This window comes from Aeromonas sp. TS_SC_11, assembly GCF_057318915.1.
Window position 1 is genome coordinate 1698358 of the sequence record NZ_CM170470.1, and the last position, 14954, is coordinate 1713311.

Genomic DNA, 14954 nt, shown 5'->3' on the forward strand with positions numbered 1-14954 from the left:
GATAATGTCGCATATCGATATAAATACAAAACAGGATACAGGAGCAAGCGAATGCTTATTTTGACTCGTCGTGTAGGGGAAACCCTGATGATTGGTGACGAAGTGACTGTCACCGTACTGGGCGTTAAAGGCAATCAGGTTCGTATCGGTGTTAACGCACCGAAAGAGGTCTCCGTACACCGTGAAGAGATCTACATGCGGATACAGGCCGAGAAAGTGCCGGGCCAACCGAATTTCTAAGCCGCATCGATAGCTGCTTTAAGGCGACACTGATTGTGTCGCCTTTTGTTTTTTTGCGCGTCTGAAATGGCCCTGCAAGGCACTAAACTGCGGGGTAAGTGCCGATATTGTTTGAATATTCCACGCTTTGTCCAAATGCTGAGCGAACACGCTTTTTTCTCCAAAAAAGTGTTTGACTAAAAATCCCTGTGAAGTATTATCAGCCCCGCAAACGGAGAGGTGGCCGAGAGGCTGAAGGCGCTCCCCTGCTAAGGGAGTATGCGGCTTATACCCGCATCGGGGGTTCGAATCCCCCCTTCTCCGCCATTTGCGCCCGTAGCTCAGCTGGATAGAGTACCTGGCTACGAACCAGGTGGTCGGAGGTTCGAATCCTCCCGGGCGCACCATATTAAGACTCAAGCAAGAGTCATGTGTTGACCATCAGCAAGTCGACACTTTGGAAAAGGCTTACTGATAAGTAAGCTTTTTTTATCGTTTTAAATCAGGGCGCCCGTAGCTCAGCTGGATAGAGTACCTGGCTACGAACCAGGTGGTCGGAGGTTCGAATCCTCCCGGGCGCACCATTTTGAGCAGTACCAAAAGTTTGTGAGCGCCCGTAGCTCAGCTGGATAGAGTACCTGGCTACGAACCAGGTGGTCGGAGGTTCGAATCCTCCCGGGCGCACCATTTTTAGCAGTACTCAAAAGTTTGTGAGCGCCCGTAGCTCAGCTGGATAGAGTACCTGGCTACGAACCAGGTGGTCGGAGGTTCGAATCCTCCCGGGCGCACCATTTTGAGCAGTACCAAAAGTTGATGAGCGCCCGTAGCTCAGCTGGATAGAGTACCTGGCTACGAACCAGGTGGTCGGAGGTTCGAATCCTCCCGGGCGCACCATATAGACAGCCTCGACTTAGGTCGGGGCTGTTTTTTATGTGCCGGATCTGGCCAGACAGCCCCTGATGCCTGGCAACATGACCAATCGTCCCCCTTTCTCTTTCCTTATCTATGGGTTTCCACCCGGCTTCATCCCTGCGTTCACCTCGTCCTGCTGATCCCCTCAATACCTTGCACCATAGCGCCATTCTGCGCTCCTCTGCCAAATAGCGGGATGAGCCAAGCCGATGGGCAAGCGTGGCAGGCTCGACGTGACGAGACCCGTAGAGCTGCGGGCAATGAAAAAGGATGCCGCAGCATCCTTTTTCCCATATCTGTTCAGAGACTCAGCTTTTCAGCCATTTACGAATGCGGTTGGCATCGCCGATGGGGGTGCGCTTGCCCACAGAGTTGAGCAGTACTATGGCCAGCTCACGGCTGTCTGGTTTGGCGCGCATCACCAGACAGCGGCCAGCCTCATCGGTGAAGCCCGTTTTGGAGAGGCGCACACCCCAGTCAGGGTTCTTCACCAGCGGGTTGGTGTTGTTGAACATCAGGCGATAGGCGGGGGTGTTGAAGCGCATATCCCGGTTTGCATCCTGAGTGAACTGGCGGATCAGCGGCTGGCGATAGGCGGCGGAGATGAGTTTGGCCAGATCCTGGGCGGTGGAGACGTTGCGCGTCGACAGGCCGGTGGAGTCATGGAAGCGGCTGTTGCGCATGCCAAGCTGCCTGGCTTTGTTGTTCATGGCGCGGATGAAGGCCTGACGGCCGCCGGGATAGTGGCGTGCCAGGGCCGAAGCCATGCGGTTTTCGGAGGACATCAAGGTCAAATGCAGGGCATCACGGCGTGTCACCTTGGTGCCGAAACGGATGCGTGAATAGGTGTGCTTGACGTTGTCCCTGTCATTCTGATCTATGGTCAGGGTCTGGTTGAGGCTCTGTCGCCCCTCCAGTACCACCAGCGCCGTCATCAGCTTGGTCAGCGAGGCGATCGGCCGAACCCGGGTGGCGTTCTTCTGATACAGAGTCTTGCCCGTGTTGACGTCCACTACAAGGGCACTGCTCGATCGCAGTTGCAGTTTGGCCGGGTTGGGGGCAGCCAATGCTGCTGGCAAACCCAGCAGTCCAACCAATGCATATACCAGCGCCATTGCGCTAACCCGACACCGCATACTACCGACTCCGTTTACATCGAAAAAAGGCGCTAGATTCACGCATTTTTACTCTGGTTTTACAAGGGTGCCCGTGGGAATTCACCACTATTTTGGTAAAAAAAGGGCCATCTTGCGATGGCCCTTGGTATTTGACTCACTCTCGTGGGAGAACGGCTTTGCGTTTGCTCAGCCAGCGCCAGAGCAGGGCGACAATGCCCCCCAGCAAGAGCACCAGCGGCAGGTAGAGAATGATGCTGAGAAACTGTGACTCATACTGGGCGGCGAGCTTGGTGTGGCTCAGGTAGTAACCCAGCCCGACCAGCGGGCAGATCCACATGATGGAGCTGATCAGGTTGACGATGAGAAAGCGCCCCTGGGGGATCTCGGTCGCCCCGACGATATAGGGATAGGCAGTGCGTACGAAAGCAATATAGCGGGCGGTGATCAGGGTCAGGATGCCGTACTTGTCCAGCAGATAGAAGACCTTCTCCTTGTGCCTGTCTTCAACATGAGACAAGAGGCGATGGTACATCCTGGTGTGGCCGAGGAAGCGACCCTGCATATAGCCCAGCCAGGTACCGACGAAGGTAGCTAGGATAAGTAGCGGCACTATGCTGAGGGAGAGCACATCCTGATAGATGAGTACTCCCGTCAGGATCAGCAGGCTATCACCGGGCAAGAAGGCGGTGGGGATGAAGCCATTCTCCAGCACCAGAAAAGTCAATAACACGCCACAGACCATAAAGGCCATCTTGGGATCGGACAAGGTCACCAGATCCTGATGCATAAAGGCGTGAGCCAGTTGGTAAAACTGCTCCATTCTTGCAAACTCCGCAGGTTAGCTGGGTTGATCGAGCAAAGGCATGGCGAGCACCTTGTCGATGCGCAGACCATCCATGTCAACAATTTCCAGTTGCCACTGTTCCAGGGTGACCAGATCTCCGGTCCTGGGAACACGGCCAAGGAGCAGCATAATAAGCCCTCCGAGGGTGTGGTAGTGATGTTTTTCTTCTTCCGGTAGTCGAACCAGTCCGAGGCAGTCCTTCAACTCCGGCAGGGGAATGAGGCCGTCCAGCAGCCAGCTGCCATCGGCTCGCTGGAATGCCCAGTTATCCTCGCTGTCTTCCTGTTGAAAATCGCCAGCCAGCGTCTCCAGCAGATCCTGCTGAGTGACCAGCCCCTGCAACTCGCCATATTCGTCCACCACCAGCACCATGTGCTCGGCGTGGGTGCGAAAATGGTTGAGCAGCTCGAGTCCGTTGAGGGTCTCCGGCAACAGGCTGCCATCCTGGGTCAGGGCCGCCAGATCGATGGGCTCCCCCTTGATGTAGGCGTGCAGCACCTTGCTGACGTTGATGATGCCCACCAGATCGGAAAGGCTGCCATCACAGACAGGGAAGAAACTGTGGCGATACTCCACCAGTCGCTGCAGATTCACCTCCAGTGGCAGCGCGAGATCCAGATAACGGATGTCGCTGCGCGGCACCATCAGGGAGGCCAGGCTGCGTTCGTCGAGACGAAACACGTTGCGCAGCATAGTGTGTTCATGATCTTCGATGACCCCGGCTTCCGAACCCTCCGCCAGCATGGCGTGGATCTCCTCTTGGGTCACGTTGGCACCACCATCCTGCTTGGCCTTGAGAATACGCAGGCTGGCGTTGGTGGAGGCCGACAGCAGCCAGACGAAGGGGCGCGTGATGGCAGCCAGCCACATCATGGGGCGGGCTACCAGACAGGCGAGGCGTTCGGCATTGAGCTGACCGAGGCGTTTGGGCACCAGTTCACCGACAACGATTGAGAGGTAGGTGACGATGACGATCACCAGCACGGTCGCAAGCATGCTGCTGCTCTTGGCGGCCATGCCCCACTCCTGCAGCCAGAGTGCCAGCGGTTGGGCCAGCAGTGACTCGCCGTAGATGCCGTTGAGCAGACCTATGCTGGTGATGCCTATCTGGACGGCGGAGAGGAAGTTGGTCGGATCTTCGCTCAGCCTGAGGGCAATGGCAGCAGAACGATTCCCTTCGCTCGCCATCTTGCCAAGGCGGGCCTTGCGTGCGGTAACAATGGCGATTTCCGACATGGCAAAGACGCCATTGAGCAAAATCAATCCAAACAGGATCAATATTTCCATACTGCCACAGCACTCCTGGTAGAAAAGATCGCTGGCAGTGTAATGAATTTGGGGGAAATGCGCTTGTGAAAGCAGGTGATTTGGCTCGCTAAATTTGTATGAAAGTGTGAGTAAACCAGCGGGGATGGGGACAGATAAACAAAAGCCCCCTGTAAAAGGGGGCTTTTTCAGGACAGCAATCGGCTTACAGGGCGGCGATTTCGGCCTGCTGGGTCTCGAGCGTCACCAGCTGGGCACGGTACTCTTCCAGCTTCTCGCGCTCCTTGGCGATGACGGCTTCCGGCGCCTTGGCCACGAAGGCCTCGTTGCCGAGCTTGCCTTCGATGCGGGCGCACTCGCCGACCAGTTTGGCCACTTCCTTGGCCAGACGGGCCAGTTCGGCATCCTTGTCGATGAGACCTGCCATCGGGATCATCAGCTCGGTGGCACCGATCAGCTTCTTCACTGACAAGGGAGCCACTTCACCGTCCGCCAGTACGCGGATGGATTCCAGACGGGCCAGGGACTTGAGGAAGGCCTCGTTGTCACCGGCGCGCTGGGTGTCCTTGGCATCGCACTTGAGCAGCACGTTCAAGGCCACGCTCGGCGCCACGTTCATCTCGGCGCGGATGTTGCGAATGCCGACGATAAACTCCTTCACCCACTCCTGATCCGCCATCGCAGCGTCGTCTACCTTGGCGGCATCGAACTGCGGGAAGGCTTGCAGCATGATGGTGTCGGCGTGCACGCCGGTCAGCGGCGCCACCGATTTCCAGATGGTTTCGGTGATGAACGGGATGATCGGGTGCGCAAGACGCAGCAGGGTTTCCAGCACAGTCACCAAGGTGTGACGGGTGGCACGCTGCTCGGCCTCGGAGCCTTTGCCTAGCACCGGCTTGGTCAGCTCCAGATACCAGTCGCAGAACTGGTTCCAGATAAATTCGTACAGCACACCGGCGGCGATGTCGAAGCGGTAGGTATCGAGCGCGGTGCGGAAGTCGCGGATGGCGACCTGCAGCTGGGACTGGATCCAGCGATCCGCCAGGCTGAACACCATCTCACCACCGCCAAAGCCACAATCCTGATCTTCGGTGTTCATCAGCACGTAGCGGGAGGCGTTCCACAGCTTGTTGCAGAAGTTGTTGTAGCCATCCAGGCGCTTCATGTCCCAGTTGATGTCACGACCGGTAGAGGCCAGCGCCGCCAGGGTGAAGCGCAGGGCATCGGTGCCGTGAGCCTCAATCCCTTCCGGGAACTGCTTGGCGGTACGCTTGCCGATCTTCTCGGCCATCTGCGGCTGCATCATGTTGCCGGTGCGCTTCTCCATCAGGTCTTCCAGGGAGATGCCGTCGATCATGTCGAGCGGATCCAGCACGTTGCCCTTGGACTTGGACATCTTCTGGCCTTCTTCGTCACGGATCAGACCCGTGATGTAGACGGTCTTGAACGGGACTTGCGGCTGGCCGTTTTCGTCCTTGATGAAGTGCATGGTCATCATGATCATCCGGGCGATCCAGAAGAAGATGATGTCGAAGCCGCTCATCAGCACGTCGGTCGGGTGGAAGGTCTTGAGCGCTTCGGTGTTGTTCGGCCAGCCCAGGGTGGAGAAGGTCCACAGGGCGGAGCTGAACCAGGTGTCGAGCACGTCTTCGTCCTGACGCAGGGTGGTCACGGACGGGATGCTGTGCTTGGCACGTACTTCCGCCTCGTCACGGCCCACGTAGACATTGCCGGCATCGTCATACCAGGCCGGGATGCGGTGACCCCACCACAACTGACGGGAGACGCACCAGTCCTGAATGTCGCGCATCCAGGAGAAGTACATGTTCTCGTACTGCTTGGGCACGAACTGGATGCGGCCATCTTCCACCGCTTCGATGGCGGTCTTGGCCATCGGCGCCACGCGCACGTACCACTGGTCGGTCAGCATGGGCTCGATGGGCACGCCACCGCGATCGCCGTAGGGCTGCTGCAGCACGTGATCCTTGATTTCGGCCAGCAGGCCCAGCTCATCCAGCTTGGCCACGATGGCCTTGCGGGCGGCGAAGCGCTCCATACCTGCGAACTCGGTCGGCAGGGCGGCGTCGTAGGCGGTGCTGGGGTTGCCGTTGGTGTCGACCACTTCGGCCTCGGCGCGCACGTGGGCGTCCAGGGTGAAGATGTTGATCATCGGCAGGTTATGGCGCTTGCCCACTTCGTTATCGTTGAAGTCGTGGGCCGGGGTGATTTTCACGCAGCCGGTGCCCTTCTCCATGTCGGCGTGTTCGTCGGCGACGATGGGGATCAGACGGTTCACCAGCGGCAGCAGTATGTGCTGGCCGATCAGCGCCTTGTAACGGGGATCTTCCGGGTTCACTGCCACGGCGGTATCGCCCAGCATGGTCTCCGGACGGGTGGTGGCGACGATCAGGTGATCCTGACCTTCAGCTGTCTTGGCACCGTTGGCCAGCGGATAGCGCAGGTGCCACATGTGGCCCTTGATCTCGCGGTTTTCCACTTCTAGATCGGAGATGGCGGTGTTGAGCTTGGGATCCCAGTTCACCAAACGCTTGCCGCGGTACATCAGGCCATCTTCGTAGAGACGGACAAACACTTCCTGCACGGCGCTCGAGAGACCCTCATCCATGGTGAAGCGCTCGCGCTCCCAGTCCACGGAGTCGCCGAGGCGGCGCATCTGGCGGGTGATGGTGCCACCGGACTCTTCCTTCCACTGCCAAATCTTGTCGATGAAGGCATCACGGCCGTAGTCGTGACGGGTCTTGCCTTCTTCTGCGGCGATCTTGCGCTCCACCACCATCTGGGTGGCGATACCGGCGTGGTCGGTGCCCGCCTGCCACAGGGTATTCTTGCCCTGCATGCGGTTGTAGCGGATCAGGGTATCCATCAGGGTTTGCTGGAAGGCGTGACCCATATGCAGGCTGCCGGTGACGTTCGGCGGCGGGATCATGATGCAGAAGGAGTCTTTGCTGGTGTCGCCGTGGGGCTTGAAGTAACCCTGGGCTTCCCAGTGCTGATAGAGCGCCTGTTCGATGGCGTTGTGATTAAAAGTCTTTTCCATGGTCTCGCCGTAATCTGGATGGATGGAGTCTGGTGTTGATTCGTCGTGGATCGAGGGTGGTGCAGTCAGGGCTGCGCCGGATCCGGTGCGGCAAGGACGGGCTGATCCCTCATCTCGAGGGTATGGCCCGCCTGGCGATAGTGCTTGTAGCGCTCGCGGGCTTGCTGCTTTTGCGTTTCGTCAGTGGGGACAAAATCTACCACTTGAGCGAAGTGTCCTGCAAACAAAGGTGTCTCTCTGGCCAGATTGATGAGGCGGGCGTAGCGCCGTTTCGGCGGCTGATGGCCTATCTCCACCGGCGCCTGACCGCTCTCGCCTTGCAACTGGTGCGGCACGAAACGCTCCGGTGGCAGTTGCCACAACAACTCGTCCAGGCGCAGGGCCTGCGCCTCATCGTCGCAAAACAGGTAGAGGTGGCCTGCGCCCCACGACTCGGCCGACAGTTGGCAGGCGAGCCGTTCGACGGCGCTGGCCTGTGCGTCATCCTGTTCGTTCATCAGGTAAAAAGTCACTTGGCTCATCAGGTTGATCCCGTTTTGCGGTGACGGACTATTGACCGCCGAAGAGGCTGACAGGGAGTTTTCCCGCCTGCTGCTCACTGATTCAAGAATGAAACAAGGAAGAGGCGGGCCTCTTCCTTGTGGTACTGGGCAACTCCCGGGCTTCCGATGCATTCATCGAAAGGGGCAGGGGAGTTACTCTTTTTCTTCGATATCCACGCCTGCCCGGTTGAGCAGGAACTGGGTCAGCAGGGGAACCGGGCGACCGGTGGAGCCTTTGTCCTTGCCACTCTTCCAGGCGGTTCCGGCGATATCCAGGTGAGCCCAGTTGTACTTCTTGGTGAAGCGTGACAGGAAGGCGGCAGCGGTAATGGTACCGGCCGGACGTCCGCCTATGTTGGCCATGTCGGCAAACGGGCTCTCCAGCTGTTCCTGATACTCGTCGAACAGCGGCAGGCGCCAGGCGCGATCGCCGGCCTGCTCGGAGGCGTTGAGCAGCTCGTGAGCCAGCGGGTTGTGGTTGGCCAGCAGACCCGTGGTGTGGTGACCCAGCGCTATGATGCAGGCACCGGTCAGGGTGGCCACGTCGATGACGGTCTCGGGATCGTAACGATCCACATAGGTGAGCGCATCGCACAGCACCAGACGGCCTTCCGCATCCGTGTTCAGCACTTCAATGGTCTGGCCGGACATGGAGGTGAGGATGTCACCTGGGCGATAGGCGTTGCCACCCGGCATGTTCTCGCAACCGGCCAGCACGCCAATGACGTTGATGGGCAGCTGCAACTGTGCCAGGGCATGCATGGTACCGAGCACGGAGGCGGCGCCACCCATGTCGTACTTCATCTCGTCCATGCCTTCGGCCGGCTTGATGGAGATGCCGCCCGAATCGAAGGTCAGACCCTTGCCGACCAGCACTATGGGCTTGGCATCGGCGTTGCCCTTGTATTCGATGATGGCCATCATGGCTTCATTCTCGGAGCCACGGGCTACCGCCAGATAGGAGTTCATGCCGAGCTCGGCCATCTCCTGCTCGCCGATCACCTTGGTGGTGATATTGTCGAAAGAGTCGGCCAGACGGCGGGCTTGGGAGGCAAGATAGGCCGGATTGCAGACGTTGGGCGGCATGTTGGCCACGTCGCGGCAGACTCGGACCCCTTTCGCCACGGCCAGACCGTGGGCGATGGCTTTTTCACCAATGGTCAGTTCCCGACGCGTCGGCACATTGAATACCAGCTTGCGCAGCGGACGGCGCGGCTCGGCCTTGTTGGTCTTGAACTGATCAAAGTTGTAGAGGCCCGCCTTGGTGGTTTCCACCGCCTGACGCACCTTCCAATAGGTATCCCGCCCCTTGACGTGCAACTCGGTCAGGAAGCAGACAGCCTCCATGGAGCCGGTCTCGTTCAGGGTGGTGATGGTCTTGTTGATGATCTGCTTGTACTGGCGTTCGTCGAGTTCCCGCTCCTTGCCACAACCGACCAGCAGCACGCGCTCACTGAGCACGCCCGGTACTTGATGCAGCAACAGCATCTGGCCTGGTTTCCCTTCCAGGTCGCCACGGCGCAGCAGCGAGCTGATGTAGCCATCGCTGATCTTGTCCAGTTGTTCGGCAACCGGAGAGAGACGACGGGGCTCGAATACGCCGACCACGACGCAAGCACTGCGTTGCTTCTCAGGACTGCCACTCTTTACACTGAACTCCATGGAATCTCCTACATCCTAAAGACAAAAGGCACCTTTTATTGAATAATGCGGTGCTTGTTGGGGTATCAGAGGCGGAGCGAACAGCCATAGGCTCCGCAGTTCAAACTGGTAAAAATCCAATATACGGCCCTATTTTTCAGGCATTCGACTAAAAACACAAGTTTACTTGGGAATGACTGTGATCGTTTTCCGATATTTGTTCAGGGAAACCCTGAAAACGCAGCTGGCAGTGTTATTCGTATTGCTGCTTATCTTTGTCAGCCAACAATTTATCAAGATCATCGGCGATGCCGCCGATGGTGAGGTACCGACACGCCTGGTTTCCACCCTGTTGCTGCTCAACCTGCCCAATATGGCCTTGTTGATGCTGCCTATCAGCCTGTTTTTAGCCATCTTGTTTGCTCACGGGCGCCTGTATGCCGAAAGTGAGATGACGGTGCTGCATGCCGTGGGATTCAGCCACCGCTTCGTGATGCGCTGCGCCATGGTGCTGGCCCTGTTGACTGCCGCCGTTGCGGCCTTCAACACCGGCTGGATAGCTCCCCAGGCCAAGGAGCGGGAGTATCAGGTGATCGATGAATTCAAGGCCGATCCGGGAATCTCCTTCCTGCAGGCGGGTCGTTTCATGGAGCTCGACAAGGGACGCCTCGTTGCCTACATCCAGGAGTTGAATGACAAGGGGTCTCTGCTGCAGAAGATCTTCGTGCTGCAACGCTCCCATGATGGCAAGCCGCCCTCTGTGGTGGTCGCGACGGAAGGGGTAGTGACCCTCGACAGCAATGGCCTGCAATGGTTGACCCTGAAAGATGGCTCTCGCTATGAGGGGCACTTCAGCACCAGGCAGTTCCAGATCTCCGAATTTGACGAGTACAGTCTGGTGATCCGTCAGCAGGAGATGGAGCGTTCCAACCGCAAGGCGGCCGCCAGGCCGACGGTCGAGCTGCTGGGGACTCAGGACAACGGCATGATGGCTGAGCTGCAGTGGCGTATCTCGTTGCCGCTCTCCATTCTGGTGCTCACCTTCCTGGTGGTGCCACTGGCGCGGGTCAACCCCCGTCAGGGCCGTTATGCCAAGCTGCTGCCGGCCATCTTGCTCTATCTCTCCTACTTCCTGTTGCTCAGCGCGGCGCGCTCGGCCATCGACAGCGGACGCCTGCCCCATTGGCCGGGTATGTTCCTAGTGCCCCTGGTCTATCTGCTGTTGATCGGCCTGCCGCTCAACTTGCAGGGCACCAGTTGGTGGAACGGGGTGAAAGGACGCTATTTCAACAGAAAATCAGCATGATGCTGCAACTTAGGAATCTCGCCTGATGTTTGGCATTCTCGATAGATATATCGGCAGGGTCATTTTCATGTCGATCCTGTTGTGTGAACTGACCCTGGTCGGGCTGGCTGCGCTCATCAAGTATGTGGAGCAGCTCAAGTCGGTCGGGGAAGGCAACTACGACATGATCAATGCGCTCTATTACGTCCTGCTCTCCATGCCCAAGGAGGCGGTTCAGTTCTTCCCGCTGGCTGCCCTGCTGGGCGGACTCATAGGGCTGGGTCAGCTGGCGACCAGCTCTGAGCTGGTGGTGATGCAGGCGGCAGGCCGCTCCAAGATCAGTATCGTGATGGCGGCGCTCAAGACTGCGATCCCCTTGATGATACTGGTGGGATTGATGGGTGAGTATGTGGCGCCCATCGCCAAGCGGATGGCCGACGACGTCAAGGCTGGCGCGCTGTCAGAGGGGCGATTGACTGTTTCTGCTTATGGGGTCTGGGCACGTGATGGCAACAACTTCGTCAATATCAACGGGGTGCGCAACGATGGCGCACTTACCGGCATCACTCTCTATCGCTTCACGCCAGAGCGTAAACTGATCGATATCCTCCAGGCTCGCGAAGGCGTGTTTGAGCAGCATCACTGGCTGCTCAAGCAGGTCCAGATCACCCGTTTTGACGATCCCGCGCAGATCCTGAGCGAGACGCAGGCCCAGATGGAGTGGAGCTCCGAGCTCACGCCCAAGCAGCTCGGTGTGGTGAGTATCGACCCCGAAAACCTGCCGGTGGCCGGTCTGCTCGACTACATAGGTTATCTGGACGCCAACAAGCAGGACGCCGGGCGTTACAAGCTGGAGATGTGGCGCAAGCTGTTGTCGCCGCTCTCCGTGGTGGCCATGATACTGCTCGCCTCCTCCTTCATCTTCGGCCCGCTGCGCTCGGTGAGCATGGGGGCTCGCATGCTGATGGGGATCATGACAGGTTTCGCCGTCTATGTGAGCGATCGTGTGTTCGGGCCCATCAGTCTGGTGTACGCAGTGCCGCCGATCCTGGCCGCCATTGCTCCCAGTCTGTTGTTTGGCGGTATCTCCTTCTATATCTTGAGCCGCAAACAGTAGCGGCCTGCATAGACCAAACAAGAAGGGCACCCACTGGGTGCCCTTCTTGTTATTCATACCCTGCTCGCCAGATCACTTGTTCAGCTGCTCCAGATTCTCCTGCTTGCTCAACACCACCACTTCGCACTCGGACCAGATGTCCTGAAAGGCGCGGGGTGTCTTGCGGTTGAACAGACACATCAGGTTGCCAAGGCCGAATGCCGCCGTCGCCAGCCGGATCAGGGCCTGGGTGATGCGGATGTTGCTGCCATCCGCATTCTGAATGCGCAGTCGCCAGGCGCGCATGCCTATGGTCTGACCGGCACGGGTCCAGAACCAGGTGTAGAAACCGCAGATGATGAAGGCGAGCCAGGCGCTGTAGATCGGGCTGGTCAGCAACCAGGAAGCGTCTTTGCCTTCCGGAAGGGTAGCTGCGCCGGTTGCCAGCAGCAGATGCGCGACCCCCATACCGATAAAGCCTGCAATGATCAGCAAAGAGATGACCACAAGATAGTCATAGAGCAGAGCGCCGAGGCGGCGTAGCAGACCAGCCGACGGGTAGTGCGGGGTAGCGGTAGAGACAGGTTTTGGTGAGACGGGTGTACGCTTGGCCATCGTTTTTATTCCATTAATATGATGCGGGCATTCTATGTAACTGACCTTGTATCGGCAAGGCGTTGAATAAATGAGCAAACGAGAGCGTGCACAAGAAAAACACCTTGCATGGCATCGCGCCATTCGTATAATCCCTCGCAGTTGCCCGGGTGGCGAAATCGGTAGACGCAGCGGATTCAAAATCCGCCGATGAATAATCGTGTCGGTTCGAGTCCGACCCCGGGCACCATCAACTAATTCAATGACATAAGGCCACCCAAGCGGGTGGCCTTTTGTTTTTTCAGTGCCTGAACAGGATGCAGTCTCGCCAAAGTGGAGGCATGTTCATGACTGTGTCCTGTCAGATCCCGGCCAATATCAAAGACTATCCTTGTTGATGACCTTTGATATTGCGTCAATGCTCGCTTCTCTCCACTGCTTTCTCTCTGTATCCGCATTCATCACGGGCGGTAGCCAGGTATATCCCCGTTGTTACCTGCTGTTTGGTCGTCACCGGTCTGTCATCTGTCCTGGCTTATGCTCTGCTCTATTTCGGTGCGAGCGAGTTACCCTGCACAGCATAAGTGCGCCCTTGCTCCCGCGCTGACGTACCTTGTGCTCAACTCTGGTGCATTGCTCAGCCGGTATGATTACAACATATTGATCTTAAATGATTTAGTGAGTTGGCCTGTTTTATGCTTTGAGATTGCCATGATGCTGGACAAGTCGATGCACTGCCGAGTAACAGTGGTGCAACAAAGTGGATTCAGTGTGCGGCGTAACGCATGGATTCGATATTCATATCAGGAAATGGACCCGGACTGGTGCCGGGACGACAGGGAAGGAGAAGGCAGTATGCTCAAGAGACTCGTGATGACAGGCCTGTTGGCGCTTGCCGCCTTGCTGGCCAGCCCCAGTTGGGCTGAAGAGGTAATAGTGACCGCATCGGTCGATGTCGTGCAGGCAGCGGTGCCAGTGGTGGCTGCCGTGACCATCAACAAGGGGGACAACACCTGGATGCTGCTCTCTGCCGCCTTGGTGATCCTGATGTCGATCCCCGGGTTGGCGTTGTTTTATGGCGGTCTGGTACGTAGCAAGAACATGTTGAGCGTGCTGATGCAGGTATTTACCCTGTTTTCGCTCATCTGCGTGCTGTGGGTGATCTACGGTTATTCACTGGCCTTTACCGAGGGCAACAGCCTTTACGGTTCTTTCAGCAAGGTGCTGCTCAAGGGGGTAACCCCTGATTCCATCGCGGCCACTTTCAGCAAAGGTGTCGGTATCAGCGAGTTTATCTACGTGGTGTTCCAGGGGGCTTTCGCGGCCATTACCTGCGGCCTCATCGTGGGGGCCTTCGCCGAGCGCATCAAGTTCGCCGCCGTCTTGCTGTTCTCGGTGATCTGGTTCACCTTCGCCTACATACCGCTGGCCCACATGGTGTGGTACTGGGCGGGCCCGGATGCCTATACCACGGCTGATGCCGCAGCCGCAGCAACGGCGACGGCTGGTTATCTGTTCCAGCATGGTGCACTGGATTTTGCCGGTGGCACAGTGGTGCACATCAACGCCGCCGTAGCTGGTTTGGTGGGGGCCTATCTGGTGGGAAAACGTCTGGGCTACGGTCGTGATCCCATGACACCGCACAGCCTCACCATGACCATGATAGGGGCCTCCCTGCTCTGGTTCGGCTGGTTCGGGTTCAACGCAGGCTCAGCACTGGAAGCCAATGGCATAGCCGCACTGGCCTTTATCAATACCTGGGTGGCCCCGGCAGCCGCAGCGCTCTCCTGGACGATGGCCGAGTGGGTGATGAAGGGGCGTCCCTCCTTGCTGGGCGCAGCCTCAGGTGCCGTCTCCGGTCTGGTGGTGATCACCCCGGCGGCCGGTTTTGTCGGTGTAGGTGGTGGCCTGGTGATGGGCCTGATTGGTGGCGTGGCGGGGTTATGGGGAGTTCATGGTCTCAAACGCTTGCTTGGCGCCGATGACAGTCTTGACGTGTTTGGTGTGCATGGTGTGTGCGGCATTCTCGGTGCCCTGCTGACCGGCGTCTTTGCCAGCCCGGATCTGGGTGGTACCGGGGTGTGGGACTATGTCACCAACCAGGTTGCGCAGGGTTACTCCATCCTGACTCAGGTGAAGATCCAGGCTATCGGGGTTGGAGTCACCATCCTCTGGTCCGGTGTTATCTCTGTGGTGGCTTTCAAGCTGGTGGATCTGATGGTCGGTCTGCGAGTTAAAGAAGATGCGGAGCGTGAAGGGCTGGATGTCACCACCCACGGTGAGAAAGCCTATAGCCTGTAACCCAGTCGTGGCCCTGTGCCAACAAGAGTGCGCCGCCGGTTATGCCGGCGGCTTTTTTATGCCTGCAAAAGTAGAGTG

The 14954-nt window shown here is 58.0% G+C and carries 11 protein-coding genes and 7 tRNA genes; 11 read left to right on the forward strand and 7 right to left on the reverse strand.

The annotated features are described in order from the left end of the window. Positions 1–51: 51 nt before the first annotated feature. From csrA to AC1P02_RS08030, 7 genes are all read left to right on the forward strand, one after another. On the forward strand, positions 52–240 hold the full coding sequence (gene csrA, locus AC1P02_RS08000) for a carbon storage regulator CsrA (protein ID WP_005315760.1): 189 nt from the start codon (positions 52–54) through the stop codon (positions 238–240). Between the two features lie 213 nt (positions 241–453). Then, positions 454–546 (forward strand) — tRNA-Ser (locus tag AC1P02_RS08005). Between the two features lie 3 nt (positions 547–549). Beyond that, positions 550–626 (forward strand) — tRNA-Arg (locus tag AC1P02_RS08010). Positions 627–726: 100 nt separating this feature from the next. After that, a tRNA-Arg gene (locus tag AC1P02_RS08015) sits at positions 727–803 on the forward strand. A gap of 26 nt (positions 804–829) precedes the next feature. After that, positions 830–906, forward strand: a tRNA-Arg gene (locus AC1P02_RS08020). 27 nt (positions 907–933) lie between these two features. Beyond that, a tRNA-Arg gene (locus AC1P02_RS08025) sits at positions 934–1010 on the forward strand. Between the two features lie 26 nt (positions 1011–1036). Continuing rightward, positions 1037–1113, forward strand: a tRNA-Arg gene (locus tag AC1P02_RS08030). Positions 1114–1439: 326 nt separating this feature from the next. On the opposite strand, the gene pbpG is transcribed toward AC1P02_RS08030, so the two are convergent. From pbpG to pepA, 6 genes are all read right to left on the reverse strand, one after another. Next, positions 1440–2267 carry a D-alanyl-D-alanine endopeptidase gene (gene pbpG / locus AC1P02_RS08035; protein WP_277735618.1) on the reverse strand — a complete coding sequence of 276 codons (828 nt, stop codon included), beginning with the start codon at positions 2265–2267 and terminating at the stop codon, positions 1440–1442. A 136-nt stretch (positions 2268–2403) separates the two neighbouring features. Further along, positions 2404–3069: a DedA family protein gene (locus AC1P02_RS08040; RefSeq protein ID WP_059168790.1), complete on the reverse strand. Its 666-nt coding sequence runs from the start codon at positions 3067–3069 to the stop codon at positions 2404–2406. A gap of 18 nt (positions 3070–3087) precedes the next feature. Beyond that, positions 3088–4380: a hemolysin family protein gene (locus AC1P02_RS08045; protein WP_087757130.1), complete on the reverse strand. Its 1293-nt coding sequence runs from the start codon at positions 4378–4380 to the stop codon at positions 3088–3090. Between the two features lie 184 nt (positions 4381–4564). Then, positions 4565–7417: a valine--tRNA ligase gene (locus AC1P02_RS08050; protein WP_058395343.1), complete on the reverse strand. Its 2853-nt coding sequence runs from the start codon at positions 7415–7417 to the stop codon at positions 4565–4567. A gap of 65 nt (positions 7418–7482) precedes the next feature. Next, positions 7483–7938 carry a DNA polymerase III subunit chi gene (locus tag AC1P02_RS08055; RefSeq protein ID WP_485184871.1) on the reverse strand — a complete coding sequence of 152 codons (456 nt, stop codon included), beginning with the start codon at positions 7936–7938 and terminating at the stop codon, positions 7483–7485. A 174-nt stretch (positions 7939–8112) separates the two neighbouring features. Then, positions 8113–9621: a leucyl aminopeptidase gene (gene pepA / locus AC1P02_RS08060; protein WP_005315741.1), complete on the reverse strand. Its 1509-nt coding sequence runs from the start codon at positions 9619–9621 to the stop codon at positions 8113–8115. A 172-nt stretch (positions 9622–9793) separates the two neighbouring features. On the opposite strand from pepA, the gene lptF reads away from it, so the two are divergent. Then, entirely contained in the window at positions 9794–10906 is a 1113-nt protein-coding gene (gene lptF, locus AC1P02_RS08065; protein ID WP_034524441.1) for an LPS export ABC transporter permease LptF, read from the forward strand. Positions 10907–10931: 25 nt separating this feature from the next. Then, on the forward strand, positions 10932–12002 hold the full coding sequence (lptG, locus tag AC1P02_RS08070; protein ID WP_005315733.1) for an LPS export ABC transporter permease LptG: 1071 nt from the start codon (positions 10932–10934) through the stop codon (positions 12000–12002). 72 nt (positions 12003–12074) lie between these two features. Here the strand turns inward: lptG and AC1P02_RS08075 are convergent, their stop codons facing one another. After that, entirely contained in the window at positions 12075–12596 is a 522-nt protein-coding gene (locus AC1P02_RS08075) for an RDD family protein (RefSeq protein WP_485184874.1), read from the reverse strand. Positions 12597–12739: 143 nt separating this feature from the next. On the opposite strand from AC1P02_RS08075, the gene AC1P02_RS08080 reads away from it, so the two are divergent. Continuing rightward, positions 12740–12825 (forward strand) — tRNA-Leu (locus AC1P02_RS08080). A 605-nt stretch (positions 12826–13430) separates the two neighbouring features. Continuing rightward, complete coding sequence (gene amt / locus AC1P02_RS08085; RefSeq protein ID WP_422502331.1) at positions 13431–14876, forward strand: ammonium transporter; 1446 nt, start codon at positions 13431–13433, stop codon at positions 14874–14876. Positions 14877–14954 lie beyond the last annotated feature (78 nt).